We start from the raw sequence: 15,369 nt of genomic DNA, 5'->3' as shown, positions 1-15,369 counted from the left end.
ATTTCTTTTTAATCATCACGATTTATTTGGCATGTATTATTTAAAAGCCCTGGGGACCTTTTTGATCCGGGGTCGTTTTGGGTTCCAAACCCTGGTTGGGGTGCGGCCCGCTCATATTGCCCGCCGGTGTTAAATACATATTTTCATTTTTTACATCAGCCTGGGGTTCCAGGGGGGGGACAGCCGCATTTTCCTCGTTGTCTGTATCTGGTGTTTGATCCGGCCCTTCTTCAGGAACGGTTTTTTCTTCTTCTTCGTTTTCTGCCGGGGTTTCTTCCACAACCGGAGCCGGTTTTTCCTCAAATACGTAATTATAGAACAGGGAGTTCATGTAATCGCGCCAAACCGGAGCGGAAACGCTCCCCCCATAAGTCGACCATCCTGTAACTACAGCTCCGCTGCTGTTGCCCGCCCAAACCGCAGTGCATAATTCCCGAGTATAGCCCACGTACCACAGGTCACGGCTGTCAGAAGTAGTACCGGTTTTGCCTCCGCTGGGCAGAGCTATGCGTGCGGCCGTCCCGGTGCCGTACTTAACCACCGACTGAAGGATATCATCCATTACCCGGTTGGCATCATCACTTAAAACTCGCCAGGTTTTGGTATTCTTCATCCAAATGTTCTTTCCCGAAGCGTCTTCTATCTTTTCGATAGCATAATACTGGTGATACCACCCTCCGTCAGCAAAGACCGCGAACGCTGCCGCCATCTGCAGGGGTGATATACCTTCACTCATACCGCCCAGGGCTAAAGCCAGGTGCTTATCCTCCGGCTTAACGGTGGTAATGCCGAAACTCTCCAAATAAGATACGGCCGTATCCAGACCCAAAAGGTTCAAGATCTCCACAGAGGCTACATTGTACGAGTTTACAAGCGCCTCCCAAACTGAAACCTGCGCCGGGGCGGGTTTCAGGTTTTTGGGGGTATAATTTCCGAAGTTGCGGGGTTTGTTGTTAATTTCCGTATCGGCTTCAATGATCCCCTTATCTATAGCCGCCGCATAATAGAGGGGTTTAATGGCACTGCCGGGCTGGCGGGCAAGTACCGCCATATTAAGCTGGTTCTTGGAAAAATCTACGCCTCCCACCATGGCTCTAATCGCACCTGTGGATGGTTCAATCGATACCAGGGCCATGTCTTGCGCGGTTATACCCTGTTTGGCCAGCGAGCGCGCATGGTTTGCTACGGCAGCTTCCGCTCTTTCCTGCATGCGGCTGTCGACCGTGCTGTATATCTTCAAACCCGCCTGGTACAATGCTTTTTTCCCCAGCATCTCTTCAAGCTGATTGCGTAAATAGATTGTAAAATAGGGATGTACATCGGTGTCAGGATCATATGGTTTGATATTCAAAGGCTGCTTTTTAATGTTTTCGCCTTCAGCAGCCCCTATTATCCCCTGTTCCACCAGCACATCGACAACCGTTTCCTGCCGTTCTTTCATACCAGTATAGTTTCGTTCCGGAGCATAGTATTCAGGAGACTGAATCAGCCCAACCAGCATGCATATCTCAGCCTGGTTCAAGTTGATTACATCCTTGCCAAAATACGATTGCGCCGCACAGGGTAATCCCGAGCATCCCCGCCCCATATATATTTCATTCATATACATATTTAGAATAGCATCCTTGCCATACTTTTCCTCAATAGCCGTAGCCAGAAAAACCTCCTTAATTTTACGGGTATAGGTTTTCTCCTGGCTGAGAAACAGCGTGCGCGCCAGCTGCTGGGTGATAGTGCTGCCGCCTTCTGCTTTATTGCCTGCCTGCAGGTTTTTAATAATGGCGCGTCCTATACCGCGCGCGTCCAAACCGGAGTGTTCATAAAATCGTTTATCTTCTACGGCTACGACGGCCTGCTCCATCAAAGCCGGAAAACTGTCACTGTAAACCCGCTGATAACCCAGACGGGTCATTACCTGTCCGTCACTATAATAAATTACGCTTTGGCTGCGAGGCTGGTATTCCCATTGGTTTATCCCGGTGGCATAAAGCATAACCCGAGGCATAGTTTCGGTAAGCGAGGCTCCAATAAAAAATGAAACTACGAATATCAGCAGGCCCACTGCCGCCAGAGCCAGCCCGTTAAATAACTTTTTCATAAAAGTCCTCCCAGGGTCTACTATTACGGTTTTGCGTCACAATCATTATTTCCTATTATTATTAAGCTAAAACAACCGGATTCTTTCATAGTATATTACATATTTACCTTAATAATCGGCAGAATAAGGTCAATTATGCGCGAAAACATCTTGTTGCTTATATAAATCATGTCTCATTCAATCGCAGGTCAGCAACAACCGCTTTATGGTAAAATTGGGTCTGTACTTGTGAAAGTCGGTTGGGGATATTGGGAGGACGTGATAAAAGATGAGTATAAGACGTCTAAGGGTGGGCCTATTTGGTGATTACCTGACCGGTTTTTTCTTCATCAAACGCTGGTAAACGTTCTCTTTGTCCATAAAATCCCCCAGGGCCAGCAAAGCCTGCTGGGTAGCCATAATGTTGCTCTTTCCCCCATTTATGTGTGAAAAGGCACCGTCCGGACGCTGGTATTTTAGTAACGCATCTGCCGGGCCCCCGCCTTTTTTCTTCCATTCTGAGCCTCCCGGGTCAATCCCCAGACTTATTAAGGCCTGTATAACCATAGCTGTGGATTCGCAATTTTCGGTACCCCAGCTGGCAAACCCCCCGCTGGCACATTGATGCTCACGCAGAAAGTCCAGAGATTTCTTGATATAAACATCGGTCTTTTTTCGCCCCGCAGAGTGAAAATGCTATTAAGGCCGCGCAGGTTACATCTATATCTGATTCTTTGGCCCCTTTTAGATAATTATAACCGCCATCTGGATTCTGCGCTGATTTCAGCCAGGCCAGGGCAGCCTCACGGTTCCACCCTGCGTTTCCTGCAACTTGCAGGGCAATAATGGACCAAATATGAGCGTTGACCAGAGATTCTCCTCCATACCGCAGATCATCAGGAAATTTACCGCTTTTCAGTTGAGCGTTTTTTATGGTGTTCGGTAAATTAAGACCTGCGAAAGCAGACGGGTCCTGTCCCGCGACTTTTAAAACCAGTATCAGGCGGGCGGCATCGGTAGTAATATTCAGATCCGCCTGATCACCTTTGGCAATATTTCTCTTAAGACCCGCCAAAGCCTCTTTACCCCGCCACTCTGAACTCATTACATCCAGTCCATTGCCGCAGAGGGCGATAGCGCTCCATCCCATTATCTCGCTGGCTTCTTGCTGGCCATGATACTTTTGCAGGCAGTTCAAAGCCTTTTGCTGTACTTCCGCGTAGTAATTGCTGTCTGCTGATGCAGAAGTAATAGAGACTGAAAATATACAAATGAGAAGCATTACCGCAGTATAGAGAATCCATCCCCCATACTTTTTCCTGCGCATTGTCGCTCTCCTTTCGCTATTCACCTTGCAGAGGCAGGGGGGTATTGCCCCCATCATCTATTATAACCCCCCAGGCCAGGGCAGGAGGAATCTGCTCTTGTGCAAACAAATCCACGGCCTTTTCCAGCCCGTCTTTGTCCCAACCTATTATCAGCCACAGTGGATTGGGATCACCCAATCCACTGGCAGCAGCCGCAATACATGCACTACCTTCGCGATACAGATCTCTGCCCGGGTTCATAGCGCAATCCAGCCCCTTTATGCCTTCATCGCTAACCCTGCAAAACATACCGGCGCGGGCGGAGTTTCGCCACAAATCCTGCAGGCAAGGCAGCTCTTTAAGTTCACTCCAACGTCCTATGATAATTGTAGGCGAAGAACGTTTTTTTAGCATCTCATTATTAACCATCTTCAAAACAATATTCGCCCCGGTTTGCTGTTCAATAAACTCCTTTAGCCTGCCGGCAGGTTCTTCACTGGCATGGCTGGCTGCAATTACCCCGCCTTTGCTGAAGGGCCAGGGATAAGCCCCCAGGATAGCCGGGGAAAAAACACTGGCGCTCCAGTCATGGAAATCCCACCATACAGTATCGCCGGGCTGCAAATGCAGGTCGCCTGAACCAACCGCCGATAAACAACCGTTATGATATAAAAACCAGTCCTGTTTGTTCTTATTCCAGGCACTTTTGCCGGTGTACCCGGAACTTATGCCATTGATGGTCTGAACAAAGCCCCCTCCATAAGCGGTTTTGACCTGCAGTTCCTGTTTAGTAATATCGAGAGCGCTCTTACCCTTTCCCAATTCCAATTGTTTGTCATAAATCACTGTTTGCCCAAAACTGCTGGTTACAACCAGGCGAACCATATTGACCTGGCCGGTTGGGGGCGTAATTTTTTGGGGCTCTGAGAGTTCACGCTTCTTTTCTCCCGCAGCAGCGATACCTGCATTTGTATGATCTGAGGCCGCCTTCTGTTCTGCAACCGGCCGATGCGATTTCTCATAACCGGCCTCCTGCTGACCCGACGGCGGCTCCGAATAACCACATCCGCCCAGGAACAGCAGCAATCCCAGCAGTATTATTAAAAGATTTCTTTTATTCACTCTCCAGCATCCTCGCAATTATCACCGCTGCCTCGGCTCTGGTCAATTTTTTATCTCCGCCAAAGCTGCCATCCTTGTAGCCCTGCATCAAGCCTTGATTGGCTGCCAGGGCAACTCCTGCATGGGCCCAGGCGGGTATAGCGTCTTTATCGGTAAATACCGTCTCTTTCAGCCGCTTTGGGGATGTTTCACGTGAAACCATTCCTGCCAGCAAACAAGCACATTCAAAACGGTTAATGGTTTCATCAGGGCGCAAACTTCCGTCGGGATACCCGGCTATCAAGCCTTTTTGCCGGGCCTTGTTCATCAGCGATACTTTACCTGTCTGCCATTCAGCCGGTATATCCTTATAGTCTTCATTAAATTTCGCCCGGAACAGGATAGCGATCATTTCCGCCCGGCTGATCGGCCGTGCAGGTTCAAACCCCTTGTCGGTTCCGCATAAGATCTTCATTGCAGCCAGCTTTTCAATAGACTGTTTGGCCCAGGCAAACTTGGCGCCGACGTCGGCAAAAATTGAACTTTTCGGTTCAGATTCAACGCTTTGTTTTTTCTGAGCCGGCGTATTCTGTACTGACGCTTGTTTTTCCACAACCGCATAGGTGGAAAAGTGTGTGGTATTAAATACTGCCCTTCCCTGCTCCACATCAATAACCGCGGGAAAGGTAACCCATTTTTTGCTGCCCGTATCATAGTAAGCCGGAGCCAATTGATTTATGTCCATTTTAGCCGCAACGGGAAAACGAATTACTATTGTCACCGCCTGATCGAACTGAGTCCCATCCGGTCCGAAATCATATAAAGCGGAAACCGTCTTAAACCCCTCCGCAGCTATGGCATCGTTATTAGGTTTCTCTTGAATACTAATTTTAAGTGTATTTTTTAAAGCCTTTTCCGGCAGCATGAGTATTATCTCTTTTTCCTGGTCAAAGATGGTTTTAGCCTGGGTTTGCGCCTCTTCGCTTATTTGCACCTTATTCGCTTCCAGTTCCTTTTGCAACAAACCAGCCCTTTCATCCGTCATCCTGTTTTGGGCATTCAGCAATAAAGTACCTTCCTTTTGGGAATTTATTTTAGAAAGCGCATCGCCCAGCAGGGCTGTAACCTGTTCCTTATTCTGTTGCTCCATTTTGGCTTCATCTTTATTTTCTGAGGATAAACCCACTGCAGCGCCCAGGTCCTGGCCCCCGTTCATTGTATAAACCCATTCCACCCGATCCCCATGCTGCAGAATCATATTATCAGCGCCGGTACCCGGAAAGCTTCCGTTTACCTTGAACAACCAGCCGCTCAGGGGATAACCGGGTTGTTTTTCACTAAGGCCGCCGATGCTTTTTACGTATCCTCCTGTTGCCACATAACTGATGGCATTATTATCCAAGGTTTTCTTCAGGGCATCTAAAACCGTGCTGGTATTCTGCCATGAATATGCGGTCGCAGGCAATATAATTCCGGTGCTGGAGTCTCCCGTTACCGAGAAGGTAGCATTATAAACCGCACCTGTGTTGGGGTTTGTGCCAGGGTCAGAAGGATTGGCGGACTGACCATTTGCGGCCGGCAGTTGGTTCTGATACTTGGAATTCCCCCTTACCAGGTCAGAAATAGCCAGCAGGGCATTGTATGTTGTCATGTTGTTAGGATTTTTTTGCGCATCCCAGGCGGCGTAAAATGGTCCGCTGTCAAGCTGGTAGGCCAGCAAGGCATCAACCATATTCCCTTTCCAGCCTTCGGTTGCAGACTGCGGGTTTTTACCCAGGGCTTTCAGAGCTTCTATGACTGCCGCAGTTGAATCCGGGCTGCCGCTGCCCCAGCTTTCAAAAAGGCCCGAATCCATCTGCTGGGTTTTTAAGTAGGTCAGGGCTTTATTTATTGCATCACCAGCTGTACCCTGGGTCTGATAAGGCGCCAGGGCGATTATGGCATGAGCGGTGGAATCAACATCTACCCCCCAGCCGCTTTCATCGAAACCCCCGCCCGCATCCTGGTGCGAACATATATACTCAATGGCTTTATTGCGGTCAAATAGAGCAGAATAGCCGTTCTTTGCGGCAAAATCCAGGGCGATTAACGGCCATATAGTCTGGTTAAGACTCGTATTGCCCGGGGTGTTAAAATCTCCTCCGGACTGCTGCATTACCTGCAGGTTATAGACATAGCCGGAAACGGTCGCGTTATCCTTGGCGGCAGCAATGCTGCCCAGCAGGGTACGCGCATAATCACTGGCCGATGATGGGGTGGCTCCGGAATATTTGGCAAAACAATCCACCCCCGCCTGTCTTAGACCCAGGGCTTCCCAATCATCCAATGCAGATTTCTGGTTATAGTAACCCTTCAGAGCGTTGAGAGCGGTCTGAAGCTGTGTGCTATCCGCGGCCTGAACTGATTGCGGAATTAAGAACGAAAACAAGATCATTATTACAAGTAACGATACTTTATATTTATAATTTCGATTCAATTTCTTCCCCCCCATATATGGTTTGCCTGTAAAACACTTGTCCCACGAGCGAAAACCCAACCTGTGAAAATCACTGCTAATCTGTGTCAGGGGGACGGTTCTCTTGACACAATTAAGATTTAAAGGGTGTCAAGAGAACCGTCCCCCTGACACGCTGACACGCGGCCAATTTATTCATAACTATTAAAACCAAAAAAGCCCGGCCCTCATTCCGGCCGGACTTGCAGCAGGCAGATCTTCCCCACCATAGCTAACGCCTCCCTTCTTATCCCCAGAAGCAGGTCTAACATTCCTGCCGGCAGGTCTCCTGGCTTAAGATCATCCTAATCCCCGCGCCTTCCCATCCCTTTCACCGATAAAACCGGACAGTGGCTTTGAGCAGGTTTCGTCCCTAATACAGTAAGGGGAACTGCAGCGGATTCACACCGCTTTCCCTTTTAGCCTGACTATACACAGACAGGCACCGGCAGAATAACATTTATTAAATTACTTCATTTCACACTTGACTGGATGCAATTTCATAACTTGCAAGCAACTTGACATTTGTGTCAATCGCGTAAATTATATCCGTTTATCAGTTTATTAGTTATTTAAGATTTTTTCAAGCTAGGCGCAATTTGCAAAAAAGATACCTTTTCAACGCGACGCGCTTTGTTTTGCCAAAATTAGCATTTATTCTAACATCAATATGATTTAAAATAAGATTGGTGTCCGTATATGTCTATGAGACATTGGCGGAATTGTAATAAATATAAATAACAATAGGGAGGGCCAGTACTGAATGGGAAAGAAAAAGGAAGAAGCCCAGGTTATAGTTGTGACTTCGGGTAAAGGCGGGGTGGGGAAAACAACCACCGTTGCCAATGTAGCATCATCTCTGGCCAGGATGGGCTATAAAATAGTAGTAATGGATCTTGACATCGGACTTAAAAAACTCGATCTCATTCTTGGCCTGGAAAACCGGGTTATCTATGATATAGTTCAGGTAATTGAAGGAGAATGCACCCTTAAACAGGCCCTGGTAAAGGATAAGCGTTTTCCTGAGCTTTATATGCTGCCGGCCGCGCAAACCCGCAACAAGGATGATGTTACCCCGGAACAGGTGAAAAGTGTTTGCGCCCAGTTAAAACCTGATTTTGACTACATAATAATCGATTGTCCCGCCGGCATTGAACAGGGTTTTCGCAATGCCATCGCCGCAGCCGATCAAGCGATAGTAATTACCAATCCTGAAGTCTCCGCCGTTAGAGACGCCGACCGCATCATAGGCATGTTGGAATCGGCTGATTTCAAGGATATCAAGCTGGTAGTAAACCGCATCCGCCCCGATATGGTGAAAAAAGGCGACATGCTAAGCGTAGAGGACCTTATGGAACATCTCTGTATTGAACTCCTGGGTGTGGTGCCTGAAGATAAAAGTGTAGTGGTTTCTACCAACAAAGGCGAACCCATCATCCTCAACGAACATTCTCTGGCCTCTACAGCATTTAATAACATTTCCCGCCGTCTTACCGGTGAAAATGTGGAAATGCTCAGTTTGAACGATGAATCCTTCTGGCAGAAACTTCGCCGCAGCCTTTTTTCGGGCCGCTAAGGGAGGGGTAAGTGGTGTTAGAGATATTTAGAAAAATATTTGCCAATGAATCCTCCAGCCGCAATGAAGCCAACAGCCGCCTGCGCCTGGTTTTAACCCATGACCGTCTGGGTTCTTCGCCCCAGCTTATGGAAACCTTAAAGGAAGAGATTATGCAGGTTATAGCCCGGCACGTAGAAATAGAAGGACAGCCTGAAGTTCGCCTGGTCACCGAAGGCAGGCATGCGGCGCTCGATATTAACATACCTATTAAAGGCAGGTAATTGTGTAAATGATCACCATCAAAGGATTGAATGACAGCCTGGTCTTTGTTTTTAACCAGGGTGATTATACAGATTACTTATCTTTTCTGCAGGAAAAATTTCAAACATCCAAACAAATGTTCAGTGGTTCCAGGGTAATATTTCAGGGCCGGGGATTGGCAAAACTGTCAAGGGAGGAAATAAGCTCACTGCAGCGTCTCTGCCTCGATAATGATATGATTTTGAACAATACTCCCCCGCCGGTTGACAAGCCTGTCCGTCAACATCATTCGAGTGACGGCAAAGATCTGATCGTTCGCCGCAATATACGCAGCGGCCAGAAGGTACATTCTGAAGGGTCTGTGGTTATATGGGGAGATGTGCATGAAAGCGCTGAGATAACCGCCGCCCGCGATATTATAGTCCTGGGTAAGCTGGGAGCATAGCCCACGCCGGCTGTTACGGAGATGAAAACAGTGTGGTTTTTGCCTTAAATCTCAGCCCCAGCCAGATACGCATCGCCAATAAGATATCACGCGCCGCCGGTGACGACACCAGAAGACCACGTCCGGAACTGGCATACCTTGAAAACGGCAATATCTGCGTAAGGGAATATACTTCCCAGGATCGCCTGCTTTAGGTCATTTTAAAATAAGCTGCCTGCGTCAACTTTAGCAAACAGACGGTATAATTGGCGATGGAGCAAGAACGGTTAAGATGTGAATGTGTGTCAACCGTGTAATTTGAGACATTAATTCATCATATGGGGGGATGAAAATTTCCATGCATAGCAAAGGAAATTCGGAAAAAAGCCCAAAAACAATCTCCGGGGGAAAGGACTGGCGCAAATGGCTCTTGCCCTTAATATTGGTGGTGGTTGTGCAGGGCCTGTCCATGCTGGGGGTTTTTTCACGGCTTGAGAACTCTTTATATGACTACTGGTTTAAGCAGCGGGGTAAAGTCAACCCGGGGGAAAATGTAGTAATTCTAGCGGTGGATGACAGCTCGGTTGAGCGCATCGGTCCCCTGGCCTGGCCCCGTTCGATCCATGCTCACCTGTTGGAACTGCTGAAGGATGCTAAAGTAGTATGTTTCGACCTTACCTTTGCCTCAGAACAAAGTCCCGAAACCGATAAGGCTTTGGGAGACGCTATAGCCAAACATGGTCGGGTAATATTATCATGTAAATTTACCTTTGAAAAAGACAAAAACGGCGAACAGGTGCAGTCATTAGAAATGCCCATAGGTTCGTTAATTGACAGTCGTCCCTCTTTAGGATTTGTCAATATGGCCACAGATGATGACAATGTCGTGCGCCGGCCTACTCTAGTGGATGTGAATTACGCGGGCAGCCCCCTGCCCAGTTTGGCCACAGCTATAGTTATGACCGCCGAAGATATTCCCTATGATAAACTGATACTTAAACCAGGATGGCTTGAAGTGGGCAAACATAAAATACCCATCGATAATGAAAACCGCGCTCTGGCTACCTTCTACGGTCCCATGCACACCATTAAAACCATCAGCTACGCCGATGTAATCGAAGGCAAAGTCAAACCTGAATATTTTAAGGATAAAATTATCCTGATCGGACCTGAAACCGCTGAAGACCATGACAATTACGGCACACCCTGTACTGCCAGCAACATGGTTAATGACGGATTGCTTCCTACCCCGGGCGTAGAAATTCATGCTTCTATTGTTAAGAGCATGATTACCGACAGCTGGTACCGGGAAGTTAGCCCCTGGCTGAATTTCTTGCTGCTTTTTGGTCTGGTGCTTATAACCTTCATAAGCGTTAGCGGACGCGGAGCCTGGGTGGGTCTTTTCGGAACCCTGATTGCAGCCGCCGCGGCTCTGGGGGGAGCATACCTGGCCTGGCACGCTCACTGGTGGCTGTATGGAATAACCCCGCTAATCGCGGTGTTTTTGACTTATGCCGGGACTACCGCCTATGACTTCATCCAGGCGGAAATGGAGAAGCGCAAGACCAGGGCCATGTTCTCCCGTTATGTGTCACCGGATGTCGTGGACCAGTTAATGCAGGATCCTGACAGTATAGAGTTAGGCGGCAAAAAACAGGTCGTAACCATCATGTTTGCTGATATACGCGGTTTTACCGCCTATAGCGAGAACAAAGACCCGGTTGATGTCATTAACCGCCTGAACGATTATCTAACTTTCATGACCCGCACCATCCAGAAACACGGCGGCACCCTGGATAAATACCTGGGCGACGGCCTGATGGCCTTTTTTGGCGCGCTATTTATTACGAGGACCATGTGGAACGGGCCGTACAAACAGCTATAGAAATTCAGACCGGAATAAAGGAACTGAATGATAATTGGGCAAAAAAGGAGGGCGCTTCTCCCTTGCTGGTAGCGGTAGGCATTAATACCGGGCCGGCGGTGGTGGGCAACGTTGGCAGCCCGGAACGCATGGACTATACCCTCATAGGCGAAGATGTAAACCTGGCTTCCCGTACCGAGGCTCTGACCAAACTATTCCAGACCCTGGTGCTGGTTTCTGAGCGATCATACGATGCCCTGCCGGAAGGAGAAATTAAAAATCGGCTGAAATATGTGGGCGAGGAACTGGTTAAAGGTTTCACCAATCCGATTAAGGTTTACGCCATCGCCGATATGGATCTCTTCTTTGAGAAATCCAAAGATAAAGGATTTAAGTAAATTCCAAAGGGGATATAATGACAGGTATTAGTAACAGCATGGTTGTTCCAAACGGCGATTCTTGATTGTGTCATTGCGAGCGCAGCGAAGCAATCTTCACGGATATTTAACCCATTACGATCAATTAACAGCGTTAGGCCGGGAAAGATTGCCGCGTCGCTGACGCTCCTCGCAGCGACAAGTACATAGTTTTTATAATAATGACAGGGCGGTAAGGCTGCCGCTCGCGATGACAGTTAACCTTGCCCCGCGTATTCTCCGGACATCCTTATCCACAGGCGTCTGCAGCATGCTTATGTAATAGAAAACGCCCTCCCGCTTTTAAAGCGGAAGGGCGTTTTCTTAACTTATGTGTCGGTCGTATTAGATCTTTTTAATTGTAATAATAGCCAATTAGTGGCAGGCTGCTCTCACTAACCGGGTTGGCTGGAGACCCTGCCGTCTGCGTCATCAGATTATACCATGCGGAATTTGCGTCCTTGTAATAGAGGTAGCCATAATGCCCAAAATGAATGAAGAAATCACTGCTATAATAACTGCTGTTTACATTTACCGCTACGTTGTCTATCAGGACTGAATGAGCGCCAACACAGGACGGACTTATGATTGGATCTCCTCCTGGTGATGAGGGTCCTGGCGATATCGGATTTACAGTAATATCAGCTCCGGTTACATTGTCTGTTACGCATATAGAGACTACTGAACCGAATCCCACATATGCCGAGGAATAAGTCACTTCGCCCGAACCGTTATACAAACGAGCCTCCAACGTATAGCTGCCATCAGGTACCACCAGGGTGTAAGGCATGCTGGTAGTTCCGGCCGGGACTACCAATGAAGTCAAGCTCCATTCGTTGCCTCCGCCCATATTAATCGCCTTAACAATAAGCCTGTTATCACCGCTCAGGCCAGATGGCAAGGTAACTGTACCTTGTACTGACCTGCCGCCGGTAAGAACCGTCATATTGGCATTGGCAAACCCGGTTACGCCATCAGCAGTTATATTGGTTGCACATGCGGCTGAATATACGGTTTCTGATACACTCTTGAACAAACCGCTCTGTAGATAACCCTGGTTCTTGCAATAGTCGCCATTATAAATGTTATAACCCAGCTTATAGGACTGTCCGTTTTGCAGCCGCATCGCGTAGGACGCTGAAGAACTGCCTGACGGTATAACCACATCCTGCGATTTCAGAACAACAACCGGATTCGAAGGATACAAAGCTCCTACCCCAATAGTAAGGTCCTGGGTCGCTGTTTGCCCTGACGGCAGGCTGATAGTACCTTTTACCCAGGGTCCGCCAGGTATGAATGTCAGGTTGATACCGGTTAAATCTGTATTACCTGCAGTGAACACCTGGGCGCTGGCATAATCATTTACCATGGTCCCTCCGCTGCCGTAGTAGCCGGTATCCACATATTCATAATTATTCAGGAAGTTCTGGTCGAAAATCCGGTAATAAGCCCTGGTATTTTGTCCGGCATCAGCGCTCACCCGGTAGTTGGCGGACGGATTAGCCGGCGTTAAAGATACGACGGTAGCGGTAGGCATATAACCAGATGTTGTCTCAGTATAAATGTATACCGAGATGGATCATTCACCCCGCTGGGCAGCGTTACCGTTCCTGTTATCCACCTTCCCTGCACCATGGTTACGTTGACGTTGTCAGTGTTGCCGCTGGTGAGGTTTATACCATTCACCCCGGTGCTCCGATAGGGTGGACCAGTGTAGCTGCTCGAGCAACTGACATTGCAGAATAGAGAATAATTGGAGCCTCTGGGAGCCTTAATGGAATATGATACCGAACTGCTGCCTGCGGGAACGGTAAGGACTGTATTAGCATAATAATCGTACCCGTCCGTGCTTTGCCCGTCTATCCACAGCTTCAGCGGCACACCTCCCACACCGGCTGGTGCTGGCAGATATACCGCGCCTGATACGGTCTGGGTAGCCACGTCCTGCAAGACCTTCTGGCCGCCGTTTTCAGCCAGGAAATAGGTTCCCACAGAATAACCATAACTGGTATCATTGTATAGATTTATAATCAGATTTTGCGGCTCGGAAAAGACCTTGGCCAGATGCCTGGTGCGTTCATTGATTCCTTTGCTGGCTATTTCTTGCCATCCATTAGTTGAAAACTTACCCCATAGTTGATACTTGGTAGCGGTAACCCCGGTCGGAGGCTTCACCCAGAAGTCCTGGGTCAGGACCATGCTCTGGTTTTGATAGACCACGCTGGTCACATCCGTTAAACCCCAGGCGCCTGCTGGCAGGTAGGAAAATGAACTGCTGCTGCTACTGCTACTACTGTTGTTTTCACTGCTGCTCCCGTTGCTCCCGCTGCTCCCGCCGCTGCTGCCGGATGTGCCGGTATTTGAACCGGCTCCGATATTTGTCAGGGCCTGGTTTACAGCATTAGTTACGGAAACGACATTTGTATCCGTTTGGGGAGTTAGGGCCTGGTTGGTTTCTATAGCCTGCACCCTTTCCTGCACCCAATCCTGGTTCTGCACCCACTCGTTCCTTTCCTGCTGGCTCATGGGCACGGGCGGAGTGGGAGGCGTTCCCTGAGAAGTAACCGCACTGCTCTGACCCGGATTCAACGATTGGGTTTGGCCGCCGGCTGTTATTTCCGCCTCACCTTCCAGCAAACTGGTGCTATTACCATTGTCATCCACGGCATTGCTCCAGATACTGCCCCTGATAGCCGCCACGCCCCAGGGCATATCCACTTTCACTTTGACTTTCTTCTTTTCAGCCGTCTGGTACCAGGGCTGTTCTTTATCCGCAGCAGCAAATAAACGAAGGGCCGCGTCTTTCAGACTGGCCAGTTTGTTTGCCATATTCAAGCTGGTTTTCTTCTCCTCCGGCTGGGGTGTATTTACCGTACCGGATGTGGAAGCCAGGGCGCCAAATAATTTGCCGTATTTCAGTTCCACTTCCAACAGCTCGACCCCCACGCCGGGATTGCCATCCTTCTTGATATAGTTTTTACCCTGGCTGGTTTTGAGTACAAGGATAGTGTTGCTCTTGAGCAGAAGCCCGCTTCCATCGGCAAATGCCAGTTCGGCTTCTCCGTTGCTGCCGGTTTTCACGGTATCTCCAGCGCTTAAAGCGACCGCAGAAGTAACCTTGTCTTCTTTGCCGCTACCGGATTTAATCAGAAAAACATCGCCTTTTTTGACCTTGAGGCTGGCGTTAAGCGATGCCCGGCTTAAATCTGGCTCACGGGTTAGCAGAACCGCCACTGCCCTGGCCAGGTCGCCTCGCAAAAAGTCCTGGTCGGGATAAATACTATTCCCATCCTTGCCGGGTATTATCATTCCTGCCGCCAAAGCTGTAGCCATTGCGCCTGAAGCCCAGTGTTTGCTGTCCATATCCTTTAATGCCGGCAAAGCCGCCTCGCTTTTCTGTTTGGACAGGCGCATAAACAAGCTAATCCCTTCAGCGCGGCTAAGTTTCTTTTCCGGTAGGAAGCTGCCGTCGGGATAGCCCTTCAAGTAGCCCGCCTCGCTGGCGGCAGCAATGTAACCAGCAGCCCAGTGGTCTGCCGGAACGTCCTTAAATTGTCCGGTTTTCTTTCCGGCAGCGTTAAGCCCTGCTGTTTTTACCAGTAAAGTAGCAGCCTGAGCCCGGGTCAAGCCTTCCTTCGGATGAAAGCCGCCGTCGGGAAAACCTTTAATGAGATCTTTTCCAGCCATATAATTTATGTATATAGCATTGGCATCAGCAGACGTTACATCCTTAAAGCTGGCAGCTGCTTCGCCGCTGGCCTGACTGGCATCCTGGGCGGCATAAGCTGTGCCGCAAACAGCCAGAAGCATGACCAGCATAAGAAAAAAACACACTTTCCACCTTGTTTGCTTCATCAACAACCCACC

General features: G+C 48.8%; 13 protein-coding genes and 1 riboswitch. Of the genes, 6 read left to right on the top strand and 7 right to left on the bottom strand.

The features are described 5' to 3' along the window. Positions 1-40: 40 nt before the first annotated feature. The 5 genes from JCM14374_RS02660 to JCM14374_RS02640 all read right to left on the bottom strand — a co-directional run bounded on the left by JCM14374_RS02660 (position 41) and on the right by JCM14374_RS02640 (position 6,961). Positions 41-2,098 (bottom strand): transglycosylase domain-containing protein, encoded by a 2,058-nt coding sequence (locus JCM14374_RS02660; RefSeq protein ID WP_054693139.1) that lies wholly within the window; start codon positions 2,096-2,098, stop codon positions 41-43. Positions 2,099-2,404: 306 nt separating this feature from the next. After that, positions 2,405-2,644 carry a hypothetical protein gene (locus tag JCM14374_RS02655; RefSeq protein WP_054693136.1) on the bottom strand — a complete coding sequence of 80 codons (240 nt, stop codon included), beginning with the start codon at positions 2,642-2,644 and terminating at the stop codon, positions 2,405-2,407. A 61-nt stretch (positions 2,645-2,705) separates the two neighbouring features. Beyond that, positions 2,706-3,404, bottom strand: a complete 699-nt coding sequence (locus tag JCM14374_RS02650; protein WP_054693133.1) for a prenyltransferase/squalene oxidase repeat-containing protein — start codon at positions 3,402-3,404, stop codon at positions 2,706-2,708. Between the two features lie 16 nt (positions 3,405-3,420). Then, complete coding sequence (locus JCM14374_RS02645) at positions 3,421-4,506, bottom strand: DUF4430 domain-containing protein (RefSeq protein ID WP_054693130.1); 1,086 nt, start codon at positions 4,504-4,506, stop codon at positions 3,421-3,423. After that, a complete protein-coding gene (locus JCM14374_RS02640) occupies positions 4,499-6,961 on the bottom strand; it encodes an S-layer homology domain-containing protein (RefSeq protein ID WP_054693127.1) in 2,463 nt (820 codons plus the stop codon). Before JCM14374_RS02640 ends, JCM14374_RS02645 begins: the two co-directional genes overlap by 8 nt. Before the next feature lie 280 nt (positions 6,962-7,241). Next, positions 7,242-7,444, bottom strand: a riboswitch (cobalamin riboswitch). 298 nt (positions 7,445-7,742) lie between these two features. Here JCM14374_RS02640 and minD point away from each other — a divergent pair. From minD to JCM14374_RS15080, 6 genes are all read left to right on the top strand, one after another. Further along, positions 7,743-8,555 (top strand): septum site-determining protein MinD, encoded by an 813-nt coding sequence (minD, locus tag JCM14374_RS02635; protein WP_054693124.1) that lies wholly within the window; start codon positions 7,743-7,745, stop codon positions 8,553-8,555. Between the two features lie 14 nt (positions 8,556-8,569). Further along, positions 8,570-8,818, top strand: a complete 249-nt coding sequence (minE, locus tag JCM14374_RS02630; RefSeq protein WP_054693121.1) for a cell division topological specificity factor MinE — start codon at positions 8,570-8,572, stop codon at positions 8,816-8,818. 8 nt (positions 8,819-8,826) lie between these two features. Continuing rightward, complete coding sequence (locus JCM14374_RS15090) at positions 8,827-9,243, top strand: septum site-determining protein MinC (protein ID WP_054693118.1); 417 nt, start codon at positions 8,827-8,829, stop codon at positions 9,241-9,243. 32 nt (positions 9,244-9,275) lie between these two features. Next, on the top strand, positions 9,276-9,437 hold the full coding sequence (locus JCM14374_RS15085) for a hypothetical protein (RefSeq protein ID WP_172674131.1): 162 nt from the start codon (positions 9,276-9,278) through the stop codon (positions 9,435-9,437). A gap of 143 nt (positions 9,438-9,580) precedes the next feature. Further along, positions 9,581-11,107, top strand: a complete 1,527-nt coding sequence (locus JCM14374_RS02620) for a CHASE2 domain-containing protein (RefSeq protein WP_278279218.1) — start codon at positions 9,581-9,583, stop codon at positions 11,105-11,107. Beyond that, positions 11,080-11,484, top strand: a complete 405-nt coding sequence (locus tag JCM14374_RS15080) for an adenylate/guanylate cyclase domain-containing protein (RefSeq protein WP_278279217.1) — start codon at positions 11,080-11,082, stop codon at positions 11,482-11,484. Before JCM14374_RS02620 ends, JCM14374_RS15080 begins: the two co-directional genes overlap by 28 nt. 373 nt (positions 11,485-11,857) lie before the next feature. Here JCM14374_RS15080 and JCM14374_RS02615 read toward each other — a convergent pair whose 3' ends face one another. Both JCM14374_RS02615 and JCM14374_RS02610 read right to left on the bottom strand, forming a co-directional pair. Continuing rightward, entirely contained in the window at positions 11,858-13,039 is a 1,182-nt protein-coding gene (locus JCM14374_RS02615; protein WP_054693115.1) for a hypothetical protein, read from the bottom strand. Beyond that, positions 13,012-15,357: an S-layer homology domain-containing protein gene (locus JCM14374_RS02610; protein WP_054693112.1), complete on the bottom strand. Its 2,346-nt coding sequence runs from the start codon at positions 15,355-15,357 to the stop codon at positions 13,012-13,014. Before JCM14374_RS02610 ends, JCM14374_RS02615 begins: the two co-directional genes overlap by 28 nt. Positions 15,358-15,369: the final 12 nt, after the last annotated feature.

The sequence above is a fragment of the Syntrophomonas palmitatica JCM 14374 genome, assembly GCF_001311885.1.
Lineage (GTDB): Bacteria > Bacillota > Syntrophomonadia > Syntrophomonadales > Syntrophomonadaceae > Syntrophomonas_A > Syntrophomonas_A palmitatica.
Note: the sequence above shows the minus strand (reverse complement) of the source record. Positions and strands in the feature narration are given on the sequence as shown.